At 53.5% G+C, this 23,400-nt stretch carries 16 protein-coding genes; 6 read left to right on the forward strand and 10 right to left on the reverse strand.

What is annotated here, in order from left to right:
* Positions 1–67 precede the first annotated feature (67 nt).
* Together EG028_RS06445 and EG028_RS06450 are read left to right on the forward strand one after the other, a co-directional pair.
* Complete coding sequence (locus EG028_RS06445; protein WP_120514759.1) at positions 68–1,915, forward strand: outer membrane protein assembly factor BamB family protein; 1,848 nt, start codon at positions 68–70, stop codon at positions 1,913–1,915.
* Positions 1,916–1,954: 39 nt separating this feature from the next.
* Entirely contained in the window at positions 1,955–2,548 is a 594-nt protein-coding gene (locus tag EG028_RS06450; protein WP_120514760.1) for a hypothetical protein, read from the forward strand.
* Positions 2,549–2,630: 82 nt separating this feature from the next.
* Here the strand turns inward: EG028_RS06450 and EG028_RS06455 are convergent, their stop codons facing one another.
* Positions 2,631–3,143 (reverse strand): GNAT family N-acetyltransferase, encoded by a 513-nt coding sequence (locus EG028_RS06455; protein ID WP_244939846.1) that lies wholly within the window; start codon positions 3,141–3,143, stop codon positions 2,631–2,633.
* An 84-nt stretch (positions 3,144–3,227) separates the two neighbouring features.
* On the opposite strand from EG028_RS06455, the gene EG028_RS06460 reads away from it, so the two are divergent.
* Complete coding sequence (locus EG028_RS06460) at positions 3,228–3,821, forward strand: hypothetical protein (protein WP_120514762.1); 594 nt, start codon at positions 3,228–3,230, stop codon at positions 3,819–3,821.
* 33 nt (positions 3,822–3,854) lie between these two features.
* Here the strand turns inward: EG028_RS06460 and EG028_RS06465 are convergent, their stop codons facing one another.
* Complete coding sequence (locus EG028_RS06465) at positions 3,855–5,489, reverse strand: DUF4139 domain-containing protein (RefSeq protein WP_120515146.1); 1,635 nt, start codon at positions 5,487–5,489, stop codon at positions 3,855–3,857.
* Between the two features lie 769 nt (positions 5,490–6,258).
* Here EG028_RS06465 and EG028_RS06470 point away from each other — a divergent pair.
* On the forward strand, positions 6,259–8,349 hold the full coding sequence (locus tag EG028_RS06470) for a carbohydrate binding family 9 domain-containing protein (RefSeq protein ID WP_120515147.1): 2,091 nt from the start codon (positions 6,259–6,261) through the stop codon (positions 8,347–8,349).
* Between the two features lie 230 nt (positions 8,350–8,579).
* Here the strand turns inward: EG028_RS06470 and EG028_RS06475 are convergent, their stop codons facing one another.
* From EG028_RS06475 to EG028_RS06505, 7 genes are all read right to left on the reverse strand, one after another.
* Entirely contained in the window at positions 8,580–10,013 is a 1,434-nt protein-coding gene (locus EG028_RS06475; protein ID WP_120514763.1) for a glycoside hydrolase family 30 protein, read from the reverse strand.
* Positions 10,010–10,864, reverse strand: a complete 855-nt coding sequence (locus EG028_RS06480) for a glycoside hydrolase family 16 protein (RefSeq protein ID WP_120514764.1) — start codon at positions 10,862–10,864, stop codon at positions 10,010–10,012. Before EG028_RS06480 ends, EG028_RS06475 begins: the two co-directional genes overlap by 4 nt.
* A gap of 49 nt (positions 10,865–10,913) precedes the next feature.
* A complete protein-coding gene (locus tag EG028_RS06485; RefSeq protein WP_120514765.1) occupies positions 10,914–11,753 on the reverse strand; it encodes a PKD domain-containing protein in 840 nt (279 codons plus the stop codon).
* Positions 11,754–11,774: 21 nt separating this feature from the next.
* On the reverse strand, positions 11,775–13,322 hold the full coding sequence (locus EG028_RS06490) for a RagB/SusD family nutrient uptake outer membrane protein (RefSeq protein ID WP_120515148.1): 1,548 nt from the start codon (positions 13,320–13,322) through the stop codon (positions 11,775–11,777).
* A 24-nt stretch (positions 13,323–13,346) separates the two neighbouring features.
* A complete protein-coding gene (locus tag EG028_RS06495; protein WP_120515149.1) occupies positions 13,347–16,715 on the reverse strand; it encodes a TonB-dependent receptor in 3,369 nt (1,122 codons plus the stop codon).
* A 335-nt stretch (positions 16,716–17,050) separates the two neighbouring features.
* Entirely contained in the window at positions 17,051–18,211 is a 1,161-nt protein-coding gene (locus EG028_RS06500) for a FecR domain-containing protein (RefSeq protein ID WP_120514766.1), read from the reverse strand.
* A 67-nt stretch (positions 18,212–18,278) separates the two neighbouring features.
* Positions 18,279–18,869: an RNA polymerase sigma factor gene (locus EG028_RS06505; RefSeq protein ID WP_120514767.1), complete on the reverse strand. Its 591-nt coding sequence runs from the start codon at positions 18,867–18,869 to the stop codon at positions 18,279–18,281.
* Positions 18,870–19,001: 132 nt separating this feature from the next.
* On the opposite strand from EG028_RS06505, the gene EG028_RS06510 reads away from it, so the two are divergent.
* Both EG028_RS06510 and EG028_RS06515 read left to right on the forward strand, forming a co-directional pair.
* Positions 19,002–20,024: an LLM class flavin-dependent oxidoreductase gene (locus tag EG028_RS06510; RefSeq protein WP_120514768.1), complete on the forward strand. Its 1,023-nt coding sequence runs from the start codon at positions 19,002–19,004 to the stop codon at positions 20,022–20,024.
* A 55-nt stretch (positions 20,025–20,079) separates the two neighbouring features.
* Positions 20,080–20,958, forward strand: coding sequence for a DUF4349 domain-containing protein (locus tag EG028_RS06515; protein ID WP_120514769.1), 879 nt, complete (start codon positions 20,080–20,082; stop codon positions 20,956–20,958).
* 60 nt (positions 20,959–21,018) lie between these two features.
* On the opposite strand, the gene EG028_RS06520 is transcribed toward EG028_RS06515, so the two are convergent.
* Positions 21,019–23,301: a glycosyl hydrolase family 95 catalytic domain-containing protein gene (locus EG028_RS06520; protein WP_120514770.1), complete on the reverse strand. Its 2,283-nt coding sequence runs from the start codon at positions 23,299–23,301 to the stop codon at positions 21,019–21,021.
* Positions 23,302–23,400: the final 99 nt, after the last annotated feature.

Raw genomic sequence — 23,400 nt, forward strand, 5'->3', positions numbered from 1 at the left:
CACCCATCCCGCAACCGTTACCCGTTCCCCCGTTTTATTTCCCGGATGTAACCGGTATCTTGGCCGTATGAAAAAGCTGCCAGCTCTCCTCCCTGCCCTCCTGCTTGTATTACAAAGCCATGCCCAGGACACCCTTTTCCGGTTTGCCCTGGTAACGGACACGCATATAGGTGTACAAACCGCGCAGGAAGACCTCGAAAGGACCGTCAACGATATCAATAACCAGCCGCAGGTGGAGTTTGTCGTATTCTCCGGGGACGTCACCGAGTTTGGCTCGGATGAGGAACTGAAGCTGGCCAAAAGCATCCTCGACAAACTCAACAAACCCTGGCATATCATCCCGGGCAACCACGATACCAAGTGGTCCGAAAGCGGTTGCAATTCTTTCCGCACCGTGTTCGGCAATGAAACTTTCAGCTTTGAACACAAAGGATACCGCTTCCTGGGCACCAACTGCGGCCCCAATATGCGCATGGGCCCGGGGCAGGTACCCAGGGAAAATATCGTATGGCTGGATGAACAACTGAAAAAACAAAAGGACAAACAGCAGCCACTGATCTACATCAATCATTACCCGCAGGACGAAGGGCTGAACAACTGGTACGACGTGCTGGACCGCCTGCGCGGCTACAATGTGAAAGTGATGATCTGCGGGCATGGCCATGCCAACAATAAATATACATGGGAAGGCATCCCCGGTGTGATGTGCCGGTCCAACCTGCGCGCCAAAGCAGCCATTGGCGGCTACAATATCGTCAGCGTGACCGGCCGGTCCATCACCTTCAACGAACGGACGCCCGGCAGGGAAACGCTTCCCGCATGGCATACCGTGGCATTGAACGGACATGCCTGGACCCAAAATCCGCCCCGTCCCTCCTATGCGGTGAATGATTCCTTCCCATCCGTGAAAGTAAAATGGAGCATCCAGGAAACGGGCGATATGGGCAGCGCTGTGGCCGTAGCCAATGACATGGTGATCTACACCACCACAAACGGCGACGTAAAAGCGGCCGCTCTCCACACCGGCAAAAGCCGCTGGAAATTCACTACCGGCGGGAAAATATACGCCACACCCCTCGTGTACGGCGAATACGTGGTAGTCCCATCCACAGACGGATACGTGTACTGCCTGCGCCTGAAAAACGGCAAACAGGCCTGGAAACAACAGACGAATAAAGCCATTGTATCGTCCGCCGCGGTGTATGGCGAGCTGGCCATCATAGCGGGTTCTGACGGGCACTGCCGCGCCTGGCATATCCCCACGGGCAAACAGGTATGGGACTATGCAAAGGTGAAAGGATTTGTGGAAACCAAACCGTTTGTATACGAAGGCAAAGTGTTCTTCGGCTCCTGGGGCAACGAGTTTTACGCACTGGATGCCGCTACCGGCCGGGAAGCCTGGATATGGAACAACGGCGCCAGCAACCGCATGTTCTCCCCCGCCGCCGTGTGGCCGGTGGCATACGATCACAAAGCCTGGATCGTGTCCCCGGATAAATACATGACCGTGCTGGACACAGACAGCGGCAAAGAAATATGGCGCTACCGCGATTCGCTGAACTCCGTGCGCGAGTCCATGGGTATTTCCGCGGACAGCCAGCGCATCTATGCCAAAACCATGCAGGGCAATATCATTGCGCTGAGCACCCGGGGCGGGCAAAGGGAGATCGCCTGGAAGTCGCCGGTGGAGATGGGCTACGAGATCTGCCCCAGCCCGGTGAACGAAAGGAAAAACATACTCTACGCGGCAGGCCAGTCTGGCGTGGTATACGCGCTCAGCGCCGCGGACGGGCGGCTGGTATGGAAACATAAATTCTCCAACTGCCTGGTGAATACGGTACAGCCGGTGGGCGACAAACTCGTGCTGGCCTCGTCCATGGATGGCAAACTCGTATGTATAGAAGCGGTGCAATAAAAATATATCGTATCTTTTTGCGGCCAAACCATACCCTGAATGATGAAAAACATTTTCTGCGCCATGCTGATGGCTGCGATCCTGTATGCCTGTAAGATTCCCGACTGCAAAGAATACCAGTTACTCGGCGAAGAAGCCAAAGCTGCTATCCGCGGCTATGACAGCACTTTCCCCTACACGGTCATCAGCGTACCCGATTCGCTGCTGGAAACCGGCACCCGCGACGTGGAGCCGCTGCTGGACTCTATGGCGCAGATGAGGCTGCTCACCTGGTCGCTGGCGGACAGCGCCGTACATTCCCCGGCAGGCACAGCAACCCCTTACCGTTACACCATCCGCTGGACAGATTCGCTGGACCGCTACCGGGTAACGGCGCAGGTGGCACATGGCGAAGTGTATGTTTTGATGAACCGCAGGTATCCGAAAGGGTTCCATTACAGCAACCGGTATTATCTCGCCGGCAACGTCTCCATCCTGGACGATGATTCGCTGTATGTACGCAGGAGTTGCGTGTGGGTGCAGTATAAATATTTCTACAAACTCGATTCGCTGAATGCGCTGGGTGAACTGACAGGCCTCAAAAGATATGGTAAATTCCTGCGGGCCTCATCCTTTGAGATCAAACCCAAATGACAACCCCGGCTAAGATCATCTTCAAGCCGGCAACCGGCCGTAACAACGAACGTACGGCAGGGCGCGCCGCTAAACCTTCCGGTTATACTTCATCAAACTCCCTGGAATATATCACCGTGCCGGCTCTGCCTTCCAGTGCGCCGGGTTTCAGTTCAATGGCCATAAACGCTTCGTCCGGCACTTCGTAGGTGGTGCGGATGCCCCAGCGCGAGGCGGGCACAAAGCCGAACTTCGGGTAATATTTCGGGTGCCCCAGTACGATCACCGAGCCGTACCCCAGCTCCGCCGCTCGTTTCAAGCCCTCGCGTATCAGCTGCGACCCGATGCCCGACTGTTGTAAAGACGGCAGCACCGCCATGGGCGCAAGCGCAAGGGTGTTGTAGATCACGCCTTCAGGGCCGGCTATTGTCAGTTTTGTAAAAAGGATGTGACCCACCACGCCTGTGTCCGCCCTGGCCACCAGGCTCAGTCCGGGAATAAAATGTTCGCTGTCCCGCAGGAGGTCTATGAGCCTGCTTTCGTTCTCCTGCTCAAATGCGGCCGCGTTCAGGGAATAGATCGCGGATTTGTCTTCCGGTGTTTCCGGAGTGATCATAAGCTTCATCGTGGTTCAAATATGGGGGATTATCGCTAAATCGTCTTAAAATTCTTAATATTGAATACACAATCCTTATTGTCTATGGGAAGAAGAGGCCGGGCAATTAAGGCCAGGCGCCTGGTGATTCAGGCCGAAAAAGAACAGGAAAAAGCAGCCGGTAACAAAGTCCGCAATTACATGACCGCGTGGGCCTTGTTCATAGTCATTATCTTTTACATCGGCCTTTACCTTTTGCAACGAACCATCATCCCGGAATCTGTCCTCTACATTGCCGCCGGCATTGGTTGTCTTTTAGGAGCGGTCATACTGCGCTTCACCATCCGTCTCCCGTTTTGGGCCATATTATTTTTGTCCGCCGTTACCAGCGCCGGCCTCGCCCCCTGCTCCCTTATGGTGGTGAACTATGCCTTTACCAGCAGCACCTTCGAGCGTTTCCAGCTTCCCGTGGCGGACTACCATTTCGAGCGTGCGGCAAGGCACAGCACGCGCAGGCCCATGGGTGAGTTTTACCTGGACGGGATCAAACATTCGCTGTTTATCCCCGAAGGCATGGAAGATAACTATCGTTCCTGCCGCTCTGTTACAGTATGGGTTTACAAGGGATGCCTGGGATATTATGTGGTGAACAGTTACGAGTTCAGCACTACCAACCTGGAGGCAGCGGGAAAAGGATGACCGGATGTCCTTTTAACACCCGGCCATGTATACTTATAAATTCGCGATCACTTTATCTTTCGGGTACTTCACGGTATAACTCAGTCTTACTTTTCTCGTTTCACCAGGCGCCACGCTCAGCTTCCAGGTGAGCACGCCGGTTTCGGTGTTCACTGCGGCGCCGTCGCTTTCTACCAATTCCACTTCCATACTTTTATCCGTAGTGACGGGGTATTGATCTTTCAGCAGCAGGTTCACCGGTTCCTTTTTGGCGTTGCGCACCCTGATCTCGTAGGTGAAGGTTTGGCGTTTCTGGTTGCCCAGGAATTTCACGCCGGACATATCCGTTACCTTCTCCCGTTTGATGATCACTTTTTTATCGCGGCCCACGCTGAGGTTCAGGGTGTCCGAAGTGGCATTCGGGTCGATGAAGGATTTGCCTACGTACATGTCCTCGAAAATGATATTGGCTTCGCCGGGCAGGAGGCTTAGTTTCTCATAATCCGTGATCTCCGCCATCAGGAAAGCGTCCGGGTCTGCTTTGGGCACGGCGTAATATTTATAGAATGCGGGCAGGGAAAACTCTTTCAGTGTAACACTGTGCTGTTTGCCGGTGCTGGCCACATCGTAAGGAATGTCTATCTCGAAAGTGGCGCTGAGCTGGTTTTCGTTCTGGCTGGTGTATTCATCCACACCGGAGGCGTCGGCTTCCATAGCCGGCGGAGCGGGCGGGGCGGCGGCAAGAGGCGCCCTTCTTTCCAGCGTCTGCAACCTGTTCTGCGTGGCGCCATATATTGCAGTTTTGGCGTAATCTGATAGCTGCGGTATTGCGTATGAGAGGAACCATGCACCCAGCACAGGTGCGGTGCCGCTTTGACTGGGATTGCCGGTGCTCAGTGTCAGCTTCACTTTTTTCCAGTCTATGCCGGTGTTCTGCACCACGTTCGCCTTGTACAACAATTGCAGCGGGCTGCTGGTGTTGGTGGCTTTCAGATCGTAATACACTCCCCAGCGCGCAGCGGGGGTAAGGTAGCTGACGGTGAGGTCTGTAGGGCCGCCGGTTTCCGACATTACCTGCAATACCAGCTGGCCGCCGCTCGCATTCGGGTCGTTGCTCATTTCCTGAAGCTGCTTCTCCAGCTTTTGTACGGCCGCCTGCTGCAAGGTTTCTTTTTCCTGCAGGAGGGCGATATTGTTACGTAATTCCACCTGTTGCTTTTTATAATAATCGGCCAGCTTCATGAGTTCGGCTACGCTAGGCCCACCGGCCGTGCCGCCGCTGAGGCTCTGATTTTTGTCCAGCAGCACCAGGGTATTTTCATCTGCCACGCGTGTATTGCGCGTGCGCGTCACTTCCCTGCGGGCGGCTTGCAGGCTGTCTTCCAGTTTGAGATAAGCAGGGCTTTTCAGGTCCGCTTCTTTCAGGAAGTCCTCCGCAAAACCGGCGGACATCACCGTCACCTTATTGCTGGCGCTCACCTGGATGCTGTTTACATCAATGGCGTTGGCCACCTGCTGGATCACTACCTGGCTGCCGCCTTTGGGAAGGGTCACGCGGGCTTTGTGGTTCAGCTCCGCGCCAATGCGGTAAACCGTCACGGATTCAAGCCCGGCGCGGGTATAAACTGGCTGCTGTGCCGCTGCCGCTATCGTAAGGAACATAGCCGCGGACAAACTGATAACTTTCATGGTAACGCTGTTTTGCATCTGGATGCATTTAAATCGGGATTTGCATAATTGCAGAACACGAATTAAGCCCTGAAAGACCTAATAAAATGTTAAAACAACTTTCTCCCCTGATATTAGAAATATGCTATTATGATAGATGTTGCAACACTTAAGCACCCGTACCATTGACAATCAGGCCTCAGTGCAGTGCTTATCATGATAGAAATATTCATAATAATTAATAAAGTGTGTAATTGACACGAAAATATCCGTTTTACCTGCTTTGTTTTTCATATGATGATATTTCACAAAACACAGGGATGATATTTATCATAGATCACCTTTCCGCACCGCATTAAATTTGTGTTATCAAAGAAGGAACAATGACACTTTATATAGAACCATTGATCCGAAGAAGAACCAGGGCAAACAAACTTAAGTATACAGCAATCGGAATTTTAGTAAGGAAAGTAGTGTTGACAGATTGAAATGAGAAGTGGCAGAGAGGTTGTGTGAGTGTTATCAGTAAGGAGCCCGCAAGGGCATGTGAAGTAATGGTCAGGCCGGTAAATTAACAAAGGGAGGTGCGTAAGCATCGTGCGGAGAAGCTCCCCTGTTAGTTGACCGGCCTTTTGTTTTCCCAAAGTATTACAACCGGGCCCATTTTTTTGTATTTTAACCCGCCTAACCCGGAAACTACTCTAAAGTGCGAATTATTCCATGTTTACTTTTATGCCTGTTCACCTTTTCCGTAACGGCACAGAAAAAAAACGATGCTTACCAGCTCCATATGCGCAAAGCCACGTCCGCCATCAAAATAGACGGCATCGTGGACGAACAGGCCTGGCAGGATGCGGACTCCGCTTCTGACTTTTACATGATCCTCCCCATGGATACGAGTTTTGCCAAAGTACGCACAGACGTGAAAATGACGTACGACCAGCAGAACATCTACCTGCTCGTGATCAATTACAACGGCGCCCCCGGCCCTTACATGGTGGAATCGCTGCGCCGGGATTTTGCCTTTCTCAAAAACGACAACTTCCTTCTTTTTATGGACCCCTTCGACGACCAGACGAACGGCTTTTCCTTTGGCGCCAACGCAGCCGGCGCGCAGTGGGACGGGCTGATGTACGATGGCGGGAAGGTGGACCTCAGCTGGGACAACAAATGGCGGTCCGTCGTAAAGAACTACCCGGACCGCTGGGTGTTTGAAGCCGTGATCCCTTTCAAAACCATCCGGTACAAAAAAGGTATTACCAGGTGGGGGATCAACTTTGGGCGGAACGACCTGAAGACCACCGAAAAAAGCAGCTGGGCGCCCGTGCCCCGGCAGTTCCCCTCCGCTTCGCTGGCCTATACCGGTTCGCTGGTATGGGATGTGCCACCGCCGGACCCCGGTACGAATATTTCGCTGATCCCTTATGTACTTGGTGGTCTCAACAAAGATTATACAAACGGCAAACCCGAAAAATGGCGCGGAGACGCAGGCCTGGACGCCAAGATAGCCGTCACCTCCTCGCTGAACCTGGACCTTACCGTAAACCCTGACTTCTCGCAGGTGGACGTAGACAAACAAGTGACGAACCTGGACCGCTTTGAATTGTTTTTCCCGGAGAGAAGACAATTTTTCCTTGAAAACGGCGACCAGTTCACCAACTTCGGGTATGCCACCATCCGCCCGTTCTTCTCGCGGCGTATAGGCCTGGGCGTGCCCATTCATTTCGGGGCGCGGCTCAGCGGCAAACTCGATAAAAACTGGCGGCTGGGGCTGATGAACATGCAGACGGGCAGCCAGTCCGAAACCGCGCTGCCGGCGCAGAACTTCACCGTGGCGGCCCTGCAGCGAAAAGTGTTCGCCCGGTCCAACTTCGGTTTTATTTTTATCAATAAAGAATCCATCAATTACGACCCGGACAAAGTGGAAGCAGGCGATCCCGTGTATTCCCGTTTCAACCGGAATTTCGGGCTGGAATATAACCTCGCTTCCGCGAATAATTTCTGGACCGGGAAAGCCATGCTGCTCAAATCCTTCAGCCCTGGCACCAGCGGCAAGGACTGGGTGCACGCGGCGAACCTGCAATACACCAGCCGCACCTGGAACGTTGGCTGGCAGCACGAATACGTAGGCAGCAACTACAAAGCCGAAGTAGGGTACGTGCCGCGCACGGGGTATATCAAATTCGCGCCGCAGGTCACCCGGCTCTTTTTCCCCAAAAGCGGCCCCCTGCTGAGCCATGGCCCGCAGCTGACCACCACGAACTTCTTCACGGAAAAGATGGACCGCACGGACAATGAGCTGATGCTCAATTACGGCCTCGTGTTCCGCGCCCGCAATACCCTGAACGTATGGGCCAGCACCACGTACATCAAACTCCTCCAGCCCTTCGATCCGCTGAACTACAACGTCCATACCCTGGCCACCGGCACGGAGCACAGCTGGAGCACGGTAGGCGCGGATTATGTGTCCAAACCGCAAAGCCTGTTCACCTACTCGCTTTCTGCCCGTTACGGCGGCTATTATGCGGACGGGCAGCGGCTTACGCTGGGCGGCGAATTCGGTTACCGCTTTCAGCCTTATGTGAGCATTGCGCTAAGCTCCACCTACAATAATCTCCAGCTGCCCAAACCATGGGGCAATGAAGATTTCTGGCTGGTAGGCCCCCGCCTGGACGTGACTATGACCAACACGCTGTTTTTCACGGGGTTTATGCAGTACAACGAACAACTGAAAAACATCAATCTCAATACCCGTTTCCAGTGGCGTTACCGCCCCGCCTCCGATCTTTTTATCGTGTATACGGACAACTACCTGCCTGAGCCTTATTATGTCAAAAACAGGGCCCTGGTTGTGAAGCTGGTATATTGGCTGAACCTTTGATAATAAGTGCGGGCTGGAAACAAAAATGCCGGCCGCAGAAGCAACCGGCCTCGTTACAAAACCATGGTAAAACGATGAAAGCAGGCAAAACCAGGGGTAGCAGCCAACCTGGCATCTGCCCTTTTTTATCAATCAAAGGAAAGTACAGGAGGAGAAAAAACCGGGAGCAGATGCTGCCCGGCTTTCGTTACCATTTATTGAACCTACTAAACACGCATGTTTGTTCAGCATCACCATACAAAGGTGCCTACCGCGCCCGGGGCAAGTTGCGGGGTCACGGTTTTGCCGTTGTATTTGATGTTGAAAGATTGCGCCGCAGTACCGCTATTCAGTACGATCAGCACCTTTTTGCCGTCCGGCGTTTTGAACGCCACATTCTCCAGCGGGGCCTCTATGTTGGAATCGATCCGCACAGAGCCGGGCCTTACGAACTTCGCCGCGTGCGCAATGATGTAATAAGCCACGTTGCGCGAATAATCCGTGCCGATCGTAACGGCGCCCAGGCAGGAAGTGCAGCCGCCTACGGTATGCGGCTTGTAGTCAGCCGTGGCGGCAAGGTTCCACTCAAGTACATTACGGCACCAATTGCGTGTAGCCCCGATGATTAACTGGCTGGTATGCCACGACAGATCTGCCGGGAAATTTCCCGGGCCGCCTACCCATTGCTCCGTGAAATACAGGTGCTTGTCCGGGTAAGCGTTATGCAGGGGCGTTAACGCGGTGATGCTGCCGCCGTACAGGTGGAACGCAGAGCCGTCCACGTATTTGCTGGCTTCAGGATCGTTGAGGATTGTAACGGGATAATCAGGACGGTCCGCATTATGATCGTAGATGATGATCTTCGTGGTAATGTTCGCCGCTTTAAAGGCCGGCCCCAGGTGGTTCTTAATAAAGTCCGCCTGTTCGGCCGCCTGCATTTCCATGCTGGGATTGTTGCCCGGGTGCAGCGGCTCGTTCTGGATAGTGATGGCGTCTATAGTAATGCCTTCGGCCTTCATGGCCTGCACGTATTTCACGAAGTACTGTGCGTAAACGCTGTAATACTCCGGTTTCAGTTTCCCACCTTTTGAGTTGTTGTTTGTCTTCATCCAGGTGGGCGGGCTCCAGGGCGAGCCCATGATCTTGATGGACGGGTTGATGGCCACGATCTTTTTCAACACAGGCACCAGGTCCGTCTTCTCCATATCTATGCTGAACTGTTGCAGCGTAAGATCCGTTTGCCCGTCCGGCAGATCGTTGTAGCTGAAGGGCGCCGCGCTCAGGTCGGACGCGCCGATGCTGATGCGGAGATAACTCACGCCGATGAAGGTACTGTCCCAGCGGAACAGCTCGTTCAGCAAAGCTTCTTTTTTATCCGCCGCCAGCCCGTTGATAAGCGTCGCGCTGCCGCCGGTGAGGGTATAACCGAAGCCGTCTATCCCCTGGAAGGTTTTGGTATCGTCCACCGTGATGGTGGGGAAAGCGTTCAGCGCATCGGAGAACACGAGCGGGGTCTGCTGCTGTTTGAACAGTACGGATTTGTCGCCGTTGGTGAGCCAGAAAGCAACATCGGATTTCACCTGCGGTTTTGGTTCTTCAGGGCCGGGATTGTCCCCGCCGCTGCCTTTGCAACTGATGATCCCCAGCACACAGGCCAGGGCGGTCAATTTTATGCTATGTATCATTTGTCGATCATTTTATACACCCGCACGTAGTCGATCTCGAATTTAGCAGGGAATACGGTTTCGTCTACGCCTTGCACGCCGCCCCAGTTACCGCCCACAGCGATGTTCAGCAGGAAATGGAAACGTTTGTCGAAAGGCCATGCGGGCCCGCCGGTGCCTTCGTTTGTGAAGGTGAACAGCAACAGGCCGTCTATATAACCACGGATGGCATAAGGCGTCCAGTCCACGCGGTAGACGTGGAACTCTTCCATTGCTTTTTCCACGGTGCGTTTCGCGCTTTTCTGGGTGTTGATGGAGTGATTGTAAGATTCGGTATGCACGCTGATATGCACCATGTTCGGGTCGTAGCCCACATGTTCCATGATGTCTATTTCGCCTGATTTGGGCCATCCGCCGTAAGCCCAGTCCGTGGGCAACATCCAGATGGCGGGCCAGGTGCCCCTTCCTTTCGGCAGTTTGGCTTTTACTTCAAAACGGCCGTAGAGGAAGTCGCCCTTGCCTTTGGAAACGAGGCGGGCGCTGGTGTATCCCCTGTTCTGGAAAGTTTCCTTGATGGCTGTAATGGTCAGCAGGCCGTTGCCTACGGAAGCGTTCTCACTGCGGGTGGTGTAGTATTGCAGTTCATTATTGCCCCAGCCGTCCCCGCCGGTATCGTAACCCCATTTGGTATTGTCCGGCAGGCCGGTGTAGCCGAACTCGTCCGCCCATGTGGGATTGGTTTCGAATGTCCAGCCTTTGTCCACCTGCGTGGGCGGAATGTATGGCGGCGGTTGCGGATCGTTGGTTTTCCCGCCACAGGCGAGAATATTGATCCCCATCAGGAGAACCGGGATATAGTGTATTGCTTTCATATCGGAACGAGAAATATGCAGGGCCGAACGGACGGCCCTGCATGGTTAACTATTGTATAGCTTCGACAAATTTCACATCGTCGATAGTGACACCGTTGGGGCCGAAGGTGCCGGCGCCGCCGCATCCGCCTTTGATGAGCAGGTATATTTTTCCTGCCGTGGCAAAGGTGATCTTCCCGTCTTTATGGAGGCCATCGCATCCAACCGCGGCCAGTTCCCCGTCAAAATCCGCAATGCCGCAGCCGGCCCAGGTGTTGATAGAATTCATTTTAGTGCCGGAATAATCGGAGCCTTGCGCAGGGGCCGTGGTGCCGATAATCACTTCAAACCAGGTTTCGTTCGCGCCACCGCCTTTTAAATTGGCGGAAAGTGTGTATCCAACATCCTTTTTTACAGTCAGCTCCTGGTAAATGCCGCCATTGCTGCCACCGGCCTGGTTCACAAATTTCAGCTTGCCGCCAGTGAAGGTGATGGCGGTTTGCGGACCGCCTGTGTTGAGCACCGTCCAGTGCGCTTCGGAGCCTGCTTCCATGTTACCGCCTTTCAGGATGTCTACCCCGGGCATGTCCTGAGCGATGGTTACTTTCTGCGAAACGGAAGAAGAACCGCCGGCGCCGTAAGCCACCAGCGAAACCGTGTACTCTCCCTTTTTAGTAAAGGTAAGGGTATCTGTCTTTTTATATGATACGGGGCTTGCGCCACCGTTGAACCAAGTGTAAGCGAATGCCCCGGTAGTTGTGTTCTGCAATGCCACCTTATTAGGATTGGTGGGAAGCAATGCAGCCGTAAAACTCACGGTGGGTTTGGCTCCCAGCGTCAGGTCCTCTGAATCAGGGCTGCATGCGGCAAATAATACTGAGGCGGCGGCGATATAAACGATTGATTTCATTGGTATAATTTTTTTGATGAATTACTTGTTGCCTCCCCATTCTTTGTTCTGTTCCATTTTGGTGCTTTGCAGCTCGTGGAACGGGATAGGGAACACATAATGCCTGTTCGGATCGAAACCGCGGCCGCCCAATGCGGCAGCTGCCCTTCCGGTGCGGATCAGGTCGAAGAACCTGATGCCTTCGCCGGCGAACTCAAGCCTTCTTTCGTCAAAAATATTATCAATGGTCGCAACTATCGGCCCAAGCCCTACCCTGGCACGCACGGCGTTCAGCAACGCATAAGCGCGCGAGCCTACGGCGCCGCTCTGGCCGGCCATTACGAGCGCTTCTGCTTCCATCAGGTACGTGTCCGCCAGGCGAATGTCGTATTTGTTCTGCGGGAAGTTCAGCTCCATGGTGCCGGTACCGGGCCTGTTAGACTGGCGGCCGGCGAATTTCTCAAGGAAAAAGCCGGTGTTGTCATGACCTTTTTCATAAGTGGCGAAACCGTTCCTTTCAAGGCTGTCCACATCTGCCACGGTGTATTTAAAGCGGGGGTCGAAATGTATGAAATCGTAAAAATCTTTTGTAAACACGAGGAAGCTCCAGCCGGAAACATAATCGGGCGCACCGGGTTTCGGGTTGTAGCCGCGGGGGCCGACGAGAATGTTGAGCACATTGCCTTCCGTGCAGGAGACGCAACCCCATCCGCCGTTTGACTGGGAAGAATACCCGATTTCGAAGACTGATTCGCTGTTGTATTTAAACTCTGGTTTTGACTTGAAGAGGTCCGCGAAATTAGGCAGCAGCTGGTAACCGTAGGTCGGGTTGGGCTGGCCGGGTGTGGTACCGTTTACAAGTGCGAATTCGGCGGCGGCTTCCTGCCATTTTTTCTGGTAGAGGTATACTTTGCCGAGCATCGCATGTGCGGTGCCTTTGGTTACACGGCCTTTGTCATCGGTGGATGAGATGCGGTCCGGCAAATTGGGCTCTGCCAGTGCGGCTTTAATATCGTCTTCGATCTGTTTCCAAACGGATGCCGGATCGGCTTGCGGCACATCGCGCATTTCGGAAGTGGTAAGCGGTTTGGTAACCAGCGGGATGTTTTTGAACATACGCAACAGGTCGAAATAAAAATACCCGCGCAGGAACTTTGCTTCGGCTGCAAAACGAGCTTTATTGACTTCGCTCATGGGCACTTCGGTCAGTTTTTCCAGCAGTTTGTTAGCACGGAAAATACCAGCGTAACCTTTGCGCCAGAGCTCGTTGTGCGGGCCGATCTCGGGCGTGAGTGTCCATTTGGTCACTACCTGCAGATCGTTGATGTCGCTGGGGCCGCCACCGCCGGCGCGCTGGTCGTCGCTTGCTGCGTTGGCCATGCCTTCGCGGGTGACGTAACCATTGCCCTGCCAGCCAACTACGTCGTATATCGCCACCAGACCCTGTCTTGCCTGCGTTTCGTTTTTATAGAAGGCGGATTCGAGGTCGGTACCTTTCAGGTCCGCTTCCAGAAAATCCTCCGAACAGCTGCTGAACAGTGCAATGCCACCAGCCAGCGCAAATATGATCGGGAAATATTTTTGTTTCATTTTCATCAGCTTTTAAATCATTCATTAATAAGTGAAATTCAAACCAACCATGAAGGTGCGCGCCTGTGGATAGATGCCACGGTCGATGCTGAGCACGCCGCCACCGATCTCGGGATCGTAGCCGGTATATTTGGTGAAGGTGATGAGGTTTTCGCTCATAACGTGCACACGTACACGCTCAAACCCTGCTTTGTTCACAAGACTTGCAGGAAGGGTGTAACCGATCTGCAATACTTTCAGGCGCCAGTAGTCACCGTCTTCAAGGTAGAACTCGGAAGGGTTGGTGAAGTTCTTGTTGTCGTCTTTGATGGAAAGACGCGGATAGCTGTTGGTGGAACCTTCGCCGGTCCATCGGCCAAGCGATTTACGCTGCCAGTTGGCATTCATGATGTCAAGCCTGCGCAGGCCCTGGAAGATCTGGTTGCCCGCCGCGCCCTGTGCAAACACCACGATATCAAAACCTTTGTAAGCGGCGTTGAGTGTCATGCCATACGTCCAGTTGGGCGTGGGGTTGCCGATGTAGTCGCGGTCGTCATCGGAAATGACGCCGTCGCCGTTTTTATCGAACCAGCGGAAGTCGCCGGGTTTGGCGTTCGGCTGGATCTTCTGGCCGCTTTTACCTACATACGAGTCGATCTCCGCCTGGTTCTGGAACACGCCCATTTGTTTGAACATATAGAAGGCATTGAACGGCTGGCCAACCTCTGTACGGGTAATGGCATTCATGGTCTGGAAAGAGGCCTGGCCAACTGTGATGAATTTCACGCCATCGCCGATGAAGGTCACTTTGTTTTTGATATAGCTCACGTTACCACCCAGGTTGAATTCAAAGTCCCCGATGTTTTTACGGTAGGTCAGCGCAAGTTCCACACCTTTGTTCTCCATGCTGCCCACGTTGTCTGCCGGGTTGCCCGCAGCGCCCATATACCACGGAATGTCCGGATACATCAGGATGTCTTTGGACAGTTTTTTGAACCAGTCGAACTCAACAGTGAAGTCTTTGAAGAGCAGTGCTTCAAAACCAATGTTTGACTGAACGGTGGTTTCCCATTTCAGATCTGGGTTGGCCGGGGCGTTGGGGCTGGAGCCGGGATATGCGAGATCTGAATTAGTAAGGGTGTAGTTGCGGCCGCTGCCGATGGTGGGCAGGTACGCACCGTCGCCGATGTTGTCGTTACCTACTTCGCCGTATCCGCCACGGAACTTCAGCATGTCCACCACGTTGTTCTGCGGCCAGAATGATTCACGGGAGGGAACCCAGCCGAGTGAGAATGACGGAAAGACGCCGTATTTTTTGTTCGGGCCGAAGCGGCTGGAACCATCGCGACGGATGATCGCTTCCAGGAGATATTTTTCATCGTACGCATAGTTCACACGGGCGAACAGCGAAGCGATCGTGTGTTCTACGCCTTCGCCACCGTCTGAAACGCGGTTGGGAGCAGTCACTTTATAGTTCATGGACGCTTCTTTGAAAGTAACCGCCGGCACGTTCTGGAAAGTTACGGAAGTATTGCGGCTGCGGTTGTCCATGTAAGCGCCCTGGCCGAGCAGCACGGTGAAGCTGTGTGCGTTGATGTCTTTTGAATAAGACAGCGTGTTTTCAAAGTTCCACGCAAAGGTAGAGTTGTTCGTACGCTGGAAGGAATTGTTCGCCGGGTTGTTGGAGCTGTTCAGGAAAAACAGCGGGGTGAAGTTTTCGGAACCCCAGAAAGCTACCTTGGAACCCAGTGTGGAACGTACGCGGAGTCCTTTTATAGGCTCGGCTTCGAGGTATACGTTGCCTACTGCGTTGTGGCTCCAGCCATAGTTGCCCAGGCGGGTGGATATGAAAGCCAGCGGGTTGGTCATTTCCTGCGCCACGATGGTGGAAACGCCGTACGCGCGGCCCTGTGCGTCTCTCCTCAGTTTGGCTTCGTTGCCTGCATAAGGTACAGCGGACAGTTTGGCCGGATCGGTTTCGATCACCGGAGTGATGGGATCGAGGTTGATGGCGGAGCTGAGAGGGCCGCCGAATTCGCTATTGGTATTACCGAGGCCTACCGATCTGTCATAAGCGTAACCGATGTTTTCGCCGAAAGTGAGCCAGGGAGTGATCTTGTAAGTGGAGTTGATGCGGAAGTTGAAACGTTTGTAGCGGGAAATTTCCGTGGCTACGATACCTTCCTGGTCGAGGTAACCGAAGGAAGTATAGAAGGTGGATTTTTCGCCGCCGCCGCTAACGCTCAGTTCATGGTTCATGCGTTTGGCGCTGTTGTTGAAGATGGTAGACTGCCAGTCTGTGCCTTTCCCGTAAGAGGCGGGATCGGCAAACACCGGAGCGCTGCCGCCGTTTACGGCCTGCTCGTTGCGCAGTGTTGCATATTCAGTGGCGTTGAGCATGTCCAGCTTGCGGGCAGGCTGAGAGGTGCCGTAGTAGCCGTTGTAGCTGATGGTCAGTTTGCCGGCCTTGCCTTTTTTAGTAGTTACCAGGATTACGCCGGAAGCTGCGCGGGCGCCGTAGATGGCTTGTGATGCCGCGTCTTTCAGTACCTGGATGGATTCGATGTCGTTCTGGTTCAGGTAACCAATGCCGCCGTTGTCCACTACTACACCGTCCACTACCCAAAGCGGATCGTTGTTGTTGAAGGAAGTGATGCCGCGGACGCGTACGGTAGCCGCGGAACCGGGCTGGCCCGAGTTGGAGGCGATGGTAACGCCGGCAGTGCGGCCCTGCAGCGCCTGCTCAATGCGGTTGATGGGCATGCCTTCGAGGTCTTTGGCGCGAACGCTGGAGATGGCGCCGGTCACAACCGCTTTTTTCTGCGTGCCGTAACCTACCACCACCGTTTCGGTGAGGGCGGTTTCAGACAGCGAGAGCTGTACGTTCAATGAAGAACCGCTGAATGCCAGGGTTTTGGAAGTGTAACCGAGGATGCTGAATACCAGTGTTGAATTTTTGCCGGGCACTTTGAGGCTGTAGCGGCCGTCTCCGTCTGTGGAAGTACCAGTATTGGTGCCGTTGACGCGTACGGTAGCGCCGGGAAGGGCCTCGCCTGTTTCCGTGGTGACGCGGCCCGAGACGGTGATAACGGTATCCGCCGCGACGGGCCTGATATCCGCGGCCATGGGCTGGATCACGATCTTCTGGCCTTCGATGGAGAAAGACACAGGCTGGTTCAGGAGAAGCATATTCATCGCCTGTTTTACCGGCATGTCTTTGATATCAATATTTACCCTGCTTGTTCTGGCCAGCAGGCTTTCGTCGTATACAATGGAGATACCTGCCTGGCGGGCAATTTCTTTCAGCACCTTTTTCAGGGGAGCATTCCTTTCCTTAAGCGTGATCTGCTGCGAGAAGCCTTTTGCGCTGATTTGCAGGCAGGCCACGAGCAGCAAAAAGGTGGTGAGTTTCATAACCAAGTAGAATTTACTGAATGCGTCCCGCTTAGTACCGATCCGGAAAAAATCGATGAAAGCGTGGTAAAACGGGGCTGAGTTCCAGGCAAAGGAATCTCCGCCACTAAAGTTAAATTTCATACTTTTGTAGTGTTTGGGAATTACGAGATATAAGTTCTGAAGACTGATGTCGGATAACCCATCCTATTTCCGGAGGTGTTGCAAGCGCTTCCGGTTTTTTTATGGGTTAAAGCCGGTTAGCTTGTAGTGGATTTTTTCATAACGAGTGTGTTTAGTTTAGTTTATGGTACGTGGATAATCTCTTGTTGTCAAAACGCCTGTCTGCTGCTAATCTATTCTACGATCAGTTTGCGTCCCTGAAGGTTAAACCTGGCCCCGTTGGCCTCAAGCATATGTAAAAGTTCAGAAAGCGGAAGATTGCGGCTGATGCGCCCGCCGAAGGCTTTATCTTTCCCCGTGGTATTCATCACGATATCAATGTCGTACCAGCGGGATGCCTGGCGCATGATTTCAGCCAGGTTTGCATCATCAAATTCAAAGAACCCGGTTTTCCAGGCTATCACCTGCTGTATATCCGCGGGCTCCACGTAAATGCAGCCGGTAGAATATTCCATCCTCGCCTGCTGCCCGGGTTTCAGCATCACGTCCTTTACTCTCACGGCGCCTTCTACCAGGGTGGTATTGATGGACTTCTCGTCCGGGTACGCCATTACGTCGAAACCGGTGCCCAGTACTTCCACGTCCAGGCTTTTTGTTTTCACGATAAAGGGATGTTCCGCGTCTTTTTGCACTTCAAAATACCCCTGCCCTTCCAGTTCCACCAGCCGTTTTTCGCCGGTGAACGCGGTGGGGTAACGGAGTTTCGAAGCGGAATTGAGCCATACGCGACTGCCGTCCGGCAGTACGATGGTGAACTGGCCGCCACGCGGTACGGCCAGCATGTTGTAACCTACAGCCTGGCCAATATTGTCGGTATCATATTCCAGCCGGCCATTGTTCAGCTGCACGAGCGTCTGCCCCTGGTGGATCACCTGGTTTCCCGCGCTGTCCAGCGTGATGGTGCTGCCGTCCGTCAGGGTGAGTACGGCTTTGGAGCTGCCGGGAGCAATATCTTTGGGTGCTGTTATATCGGGTGTGGAAGCCAGTTTGGGAACTTCGGTATTGTCCGCTGTAAACAGGTACAGGCCGCCGGCTGCCAGCAATACCAGTATAGATGCGGCGGCCAGCCAGGTGCGGCGGCGGCGCAAGTGTACTACTTTGGGCGCGCCGATCTGCTGCAGGAGGCGCGCTTCTATGCGGTCGCTGATCTCCTGGTCTATAGCTGGCTGACTGGTAAGGACTTGTGAGAATTCTTCCTGCATTTTCTGCAGGAGTGCTTTGTGATTGCCATTGGCCTGAAGCCAGGCCATCAACGCCTCCGCTTCACCGGGCGTGCATTTGCCGTCCAGGTACTGTTGAAGCAGTTTCTCGTGTGGATCCGTGGAATGTGACATACTAACCGGCACAGTTTCATGTGTACCTGATTATAATATCCCGGAATAATGATTTAGGGTACCCCTGTCAGAAAATATTTTTTCCGAGGAACATAATGGCGAGGGTGACGCCTCCGTAACGGAACACGTAATCGTGGATAAAACGCATGCTGAGCACCATGTGTTTTTTGACGGCATTGCGGGAAATGCCGAGGATCTCCGCGGCTTCGTCATAACTGCGGCCTTCCTGGCGGCAGAGGCGGAATACGTTCAGCCGCTGGGGCGGCATATGGTTGAGAGCTTCGTGGAAAAGACGGTCGTACTCCTTTGTATCCACCCGCTCCTCGGAAAGGGCTTCCCCAACATTCAGCCGGGCCAGCACCTGTTCGCGCAATACGCGGTCCGTGGCGACTTTCTGGAGGGTTTTAAAAACGTGGTTGCGGGCTATTTTGTAAAGGTATGCGGTGAAAGGACGTTCGGGGTCAATTCTCCCCCTGATCTCCCATATTTTGAGAAAGACATCATGCACAAGGTCCTCCGCCAGGGAAGGTATCTTGCAATAACGTAGAATGTAGACATAAAGCGAAGGGTGATACTGACGGTAAACCGAGGTGAATGCGTCTTCGTCTCCCCGTTTCATCCGTTCCAGCAGTTCCTTGCCGGATAGATTACTACCCATAACGATCCTTTGATTTTGGTTTGTCCTGTCTTTTTACAACGTGTGTTATAACTGTAAATCTAATTAAATTCATGAAACCGACAAATCAAGTGGCATTTATACGTTTATTCCCCCTTTAGTATCTTTATAGTGATGAGTAAGATAAAATTAAGTGTGCTGGACCAGTCTGTAGTAAGAACCGGCAGCAACACACGGGAAACCCTGCTGGAAACAAAAGCCCTCGCTCAGCTGGCGGACAGCCTTGGTTATGAGCGCTTCTGGGTATCGGAACACCATAATATCGCCAATATAGCCGGCACCACGCCGGAAGTACTGATGGCCTTCCTGGGTGCGGAAACGCGGCATATACGCCTCGGGGCGGCCGGCATCATGCTCCCGAACCACAGTTCACTCAAAGTGGCGGAGAATTTCAGGATGCTGGAAGCGCTGTTCCCGGGGAGGATAGACCTCGGTATCGGGCGCGCCCCGGGCGGCGACCGCCTCACGGCCCGCCTGCTGAACCCGCAGAATACTTTCAGCGAGCAGGATTTTGTACAGCAGATCGTTGATTTACAACATTTCCTGACGGACGCGGCGCCGCCGGGCAGCATTTATGAAAAAGTAAAAGCCTTTCCGCAGGCCTCTACCGCGCCGCCCATGTGGCTGCTCACTTCCAGCGGCGGCAGCGCGACCATCGCAGCGCATTTTGGCGCGGCGCTGTCTTTCGCCCAGTTCATCAACCCGAACGGCGGCCCTGAAGCCGTAGCGCATTACCGCGAACGTTTCAGGCCATCTCCTACACTGGACGCGCCACTGGCGAACGTCGGCATTTTCGGGTTCTGCTCTGAAAGCGAAGAGATCGTGGACAGGTGGCAGACCATCATGGATTACCGCATTCTCCACATCGAGCGCGGGCGCGATACGCCCCTGCCCTCTTATGAAGAGATCGCGGAAACGGAATACATGCCGGACGAACAGCTGCGCGTGAACTATAACCGCGGAAGGATGATCGCGGGAACACCGGAGCAGATGAAGGAGAAGATCGGGAAGATGTGCGCCGAATACGGTGTGGATGAAATCGTGATCAGTACCATGGCGGAAAACGAGGAAGAAAGAATGGAATCTTTCCGGCTGCTTGCCAAAACATTTGATCTGAAACCGCGCGCCACACTTTAACATTTTGCTAAGGTTACTTTTAAGGGAACTGCGTATAAACAGGAAATCTATTCTTATGCGCAGTTCCTCCATGCTGTGGGTAATCATCCCCATACTGACCCTCTATGCCTGTTCCAACGCAGGTAAATACAGTAATGAAACTTCAACTGTCAACAAAGAAGAAACCACCACGGACAGCACCGGCAGCGCGTTACCGGAGCTTCCCGGCGCACGCAAACGTATTAAGACGGCGGACATCCGATGCCGGGTAAACGATGTGGTGAGCGCCACCTCTGATCTTGAAAGGCTCGTCACTTCCGTGCACGGCATCGTGGTGGAAAGCAATTTCAGGAGCGAACAAAACGCTTCGCACGAGTTCTCCTATTCCATCGATTCGCTGAAACGCGTCACGCGGTACACGCCCGTGGCAAGCCTTACACTGAAGGTGCCTGCCCCTTACCTGGACACCGTCGTGCGCACGCTCACCGGCATGTCCGGCTTCATCAGCCACCGGGTGCTGAAAGACACGGACGTTACACTGGACTATCTCCGCAACCAGCTGCACAACAAGGCCAACGAAACAAACGAACGGAATCTGGCGCACACCAAAAAAGAAAAAGAACTGGACATCACACGTTATGAAGACGCCAGGCAAACACAGGTGATAGACCGGATGATCAACAACTTGAGCATCGATGAACAGGTGGTGTATTCCACTATCGCCGTGGAACTGTTCCAGCCCGAAGTAGCGGACATACAAGTGGTGCTGAACCCCGAACGTTTAGAACGCGCACCGCTGAGCACTGCGGCCGTTTCCGCGCTGCACGGGGGGGCTGAGTTTTTCCGTGCTTTATTCCTTTTCCTGCTGATGGTCTGGCCCGCCTTTGTGATCGGAGCGCTGGCCTGGTTCCTTTACAGGAGACTTAATTTGAAGAAACTGCATACAAAGCAGTAATCAGAAAGGCCGGAATGTTATGTATTCCGGCCTTTCTATTTTCCACAATACTGTCTCCTTCTATCTCACCGCAAGTAACTCAAATGCATCATTTTCTTTCGTGGAGATCCGCAGCACTTTCCCTGAAAGTATTACCGGCACTTCGTTTTTCCTCACCAGCTGTACACTGCGGCCCGGCCATGGATTTTCCATTTCACAGTTCCTTCCTTTTTCGCTGAACACTTTCACATACTGTACTTCATTATTTTTCACTGCGCTGCTCACCAAGAAAGCGCCGTATGCGCGAAGGTTTTCAAAATGCGCATCACGATTGTGATTCCAGTTGGGAAAAATGCGTACGCGGCCTTCGTAACTCTGCATCAGCATTTCATTGATGGTGAGCGGAACGGCCGCCAGCGTCTCTATGCCGCCTCCCGCCTGTGTGATCCAGCCGTTCGGGAAGGTTTGCAGTTTGATGCGGTCCTTCAACTGCCGGATGATCTCATCGCTATCGTACCCTACGCGTACCGCACCGGGGAAACTTGTTTCCAGCCCGTTACCCAGCGTATTACCCCATTCTCCCGGTGCCTGCATCTTGTCTTTCCAATGGCTCACGTCACTGAGCAGGATGGCGTTGAATGCGGAATCTGTCACCGGGCCGCATACTTCGCCCGGCAGTATCAGGCCGTGGATGGATACGCGCGCCAGCCCCCTCGGCTGCATCTGGCCGGCAACGGGACTTTTCTCCACGTTCTTCAGCGCGGTCCTGCCATCCGTTTCGCCCGTCGGGAACCGGCTGAGATGTGTGAGGATATGCTGCCATTTTTCGCGGCGGCTGCTATCCTGTCCCGTAAAACGGGATACTTCCAGCATGCCTTTGAACAACATCTTTACCAGGCCCAGCGAGAGATTTGAATTATAGTCACCGAGCATTTGTTTCCACTGGCCTTTGTTGCGGAGGTTGGGCATCACTTCGTTGAAGTGGTCCATTTTAATTACGTAGCGGCCGTTTTCCCATTCCAGGTAATCTTCCCAGAAATCGGCATTGGCTAACAGGAAAGGATATACTTTTTTTGCATAGGCCATATCGTAGGTGCTGTAAAAACGCATGAACATATTCGCGGCGCCGAATACGGCATTTATTTTCTGGCCGAGGAATTTGTACCCGCTGTCTATGGTGTTATCAGTAGTGCCGTAACGGGCCAGCATTTCCGTTGGCGTAAGCGGCCAGCGCGTGGTGCACAAGCCTTTCGGGCCAATGCCCACCGGGTAATACACACCCCGTTTGTTCAGCAGCTGTTTCGCGTGCACCCGGCCCCGGTCCATGTAATCCAGCAGGGGCTGGTCGTAATTATCGGTGAGGTCTATGTAATTGCTGGAATAAGCTGCCCAGTAAGGGCCCTGGTAGTTATAGTTGAGGTGGTAGTCGCCGCCCCAGGCAGTGGAATCTTTGGTAATAAAAGGCCCCCAGATGCCTGGCGCAAACTTCCCGGGACGTGATGACGCTGCAAAAAGATACTGGGAATTATAATAATACCGCTCCAGCACGCTATCGCCGATTTCCACATGTGAGCGGTCCCAGAATCCACGCCACCACGCCGCGTGGTCTTTCGCCATCCCCGCCAGTTTTTCATTGTTCATGCCTGCTGCTTCGCGGATGGCGGCAGCCTTCCAGTCCGGCCTGTCCTGGTTGGTAAACAGTGTAACCGTGATCGTTGTTTTTTTGCCGGGCTGAAGGGTGATATGATTGTCCGCTGATAGCTCCGCGCCGTTTACATTCAGGGCTATCGCTACATGACAGGGCCATTCCAGCAGCGGGGTGTTTTCAAACGAACGCGTTACCCAGATCACTTTCCCTTCCCGGCCTTTAGCCGTTACGCTGGTATTGCCTTCCGGCGTCCAGAGCTTCAGCTGCATGTCCAGCGGTTTGTTTACGCTCAGCTCCATCACCACAGAATTATTCATGGCTGTTACCCATGAATTCATTTCTACCTTATGGTTGTTCTTTTCGAAAGTGCTGAAGATACCCGCGTTCTGCGGCCGTTGTTCGGCATAATAACTCCCGCCTTCCATCAGTGGCGTGATGATCTCCAGTCCGCCGGGCAAAGCGATCCCTCCGCCGGGGTATACCGGGTAAGCCCGCCACAAATCGTTTTTACCGAAATAAAGCCGCAGATGGCCGGGCGTGCCGCCGAAAGTAAGACCGATATCCCCGTTGCCGCTCAGCGGCGCATCCGGCACCTTGGCGGTGGGCACTTCCTTTGGAGGAGCCGTAAAAACAGAAGTGTAACGGCCCGCATAGATATCCTGTGCAGCCGCCGCATTTGCCAGTAACAGACAGGCAAACAAAGCCGTAATTTTCATACCGTGGGAATTTACAGGAAAATTATACAAAAATCGCAGCGTAGTGTAATAGGAAGATGATCATCCATAATGGCATTTTACCGGGCAGGGCTGCGCAAA

The organism is Chitinophaga barathri, from assembly GCF_003807585.1.
Lineage (GTDB): Bacteria > Bacteroidota > Bacteroidia > Chitinophagales > Chitinophagaceae > Chitinophaga > Chitinophaga barathri.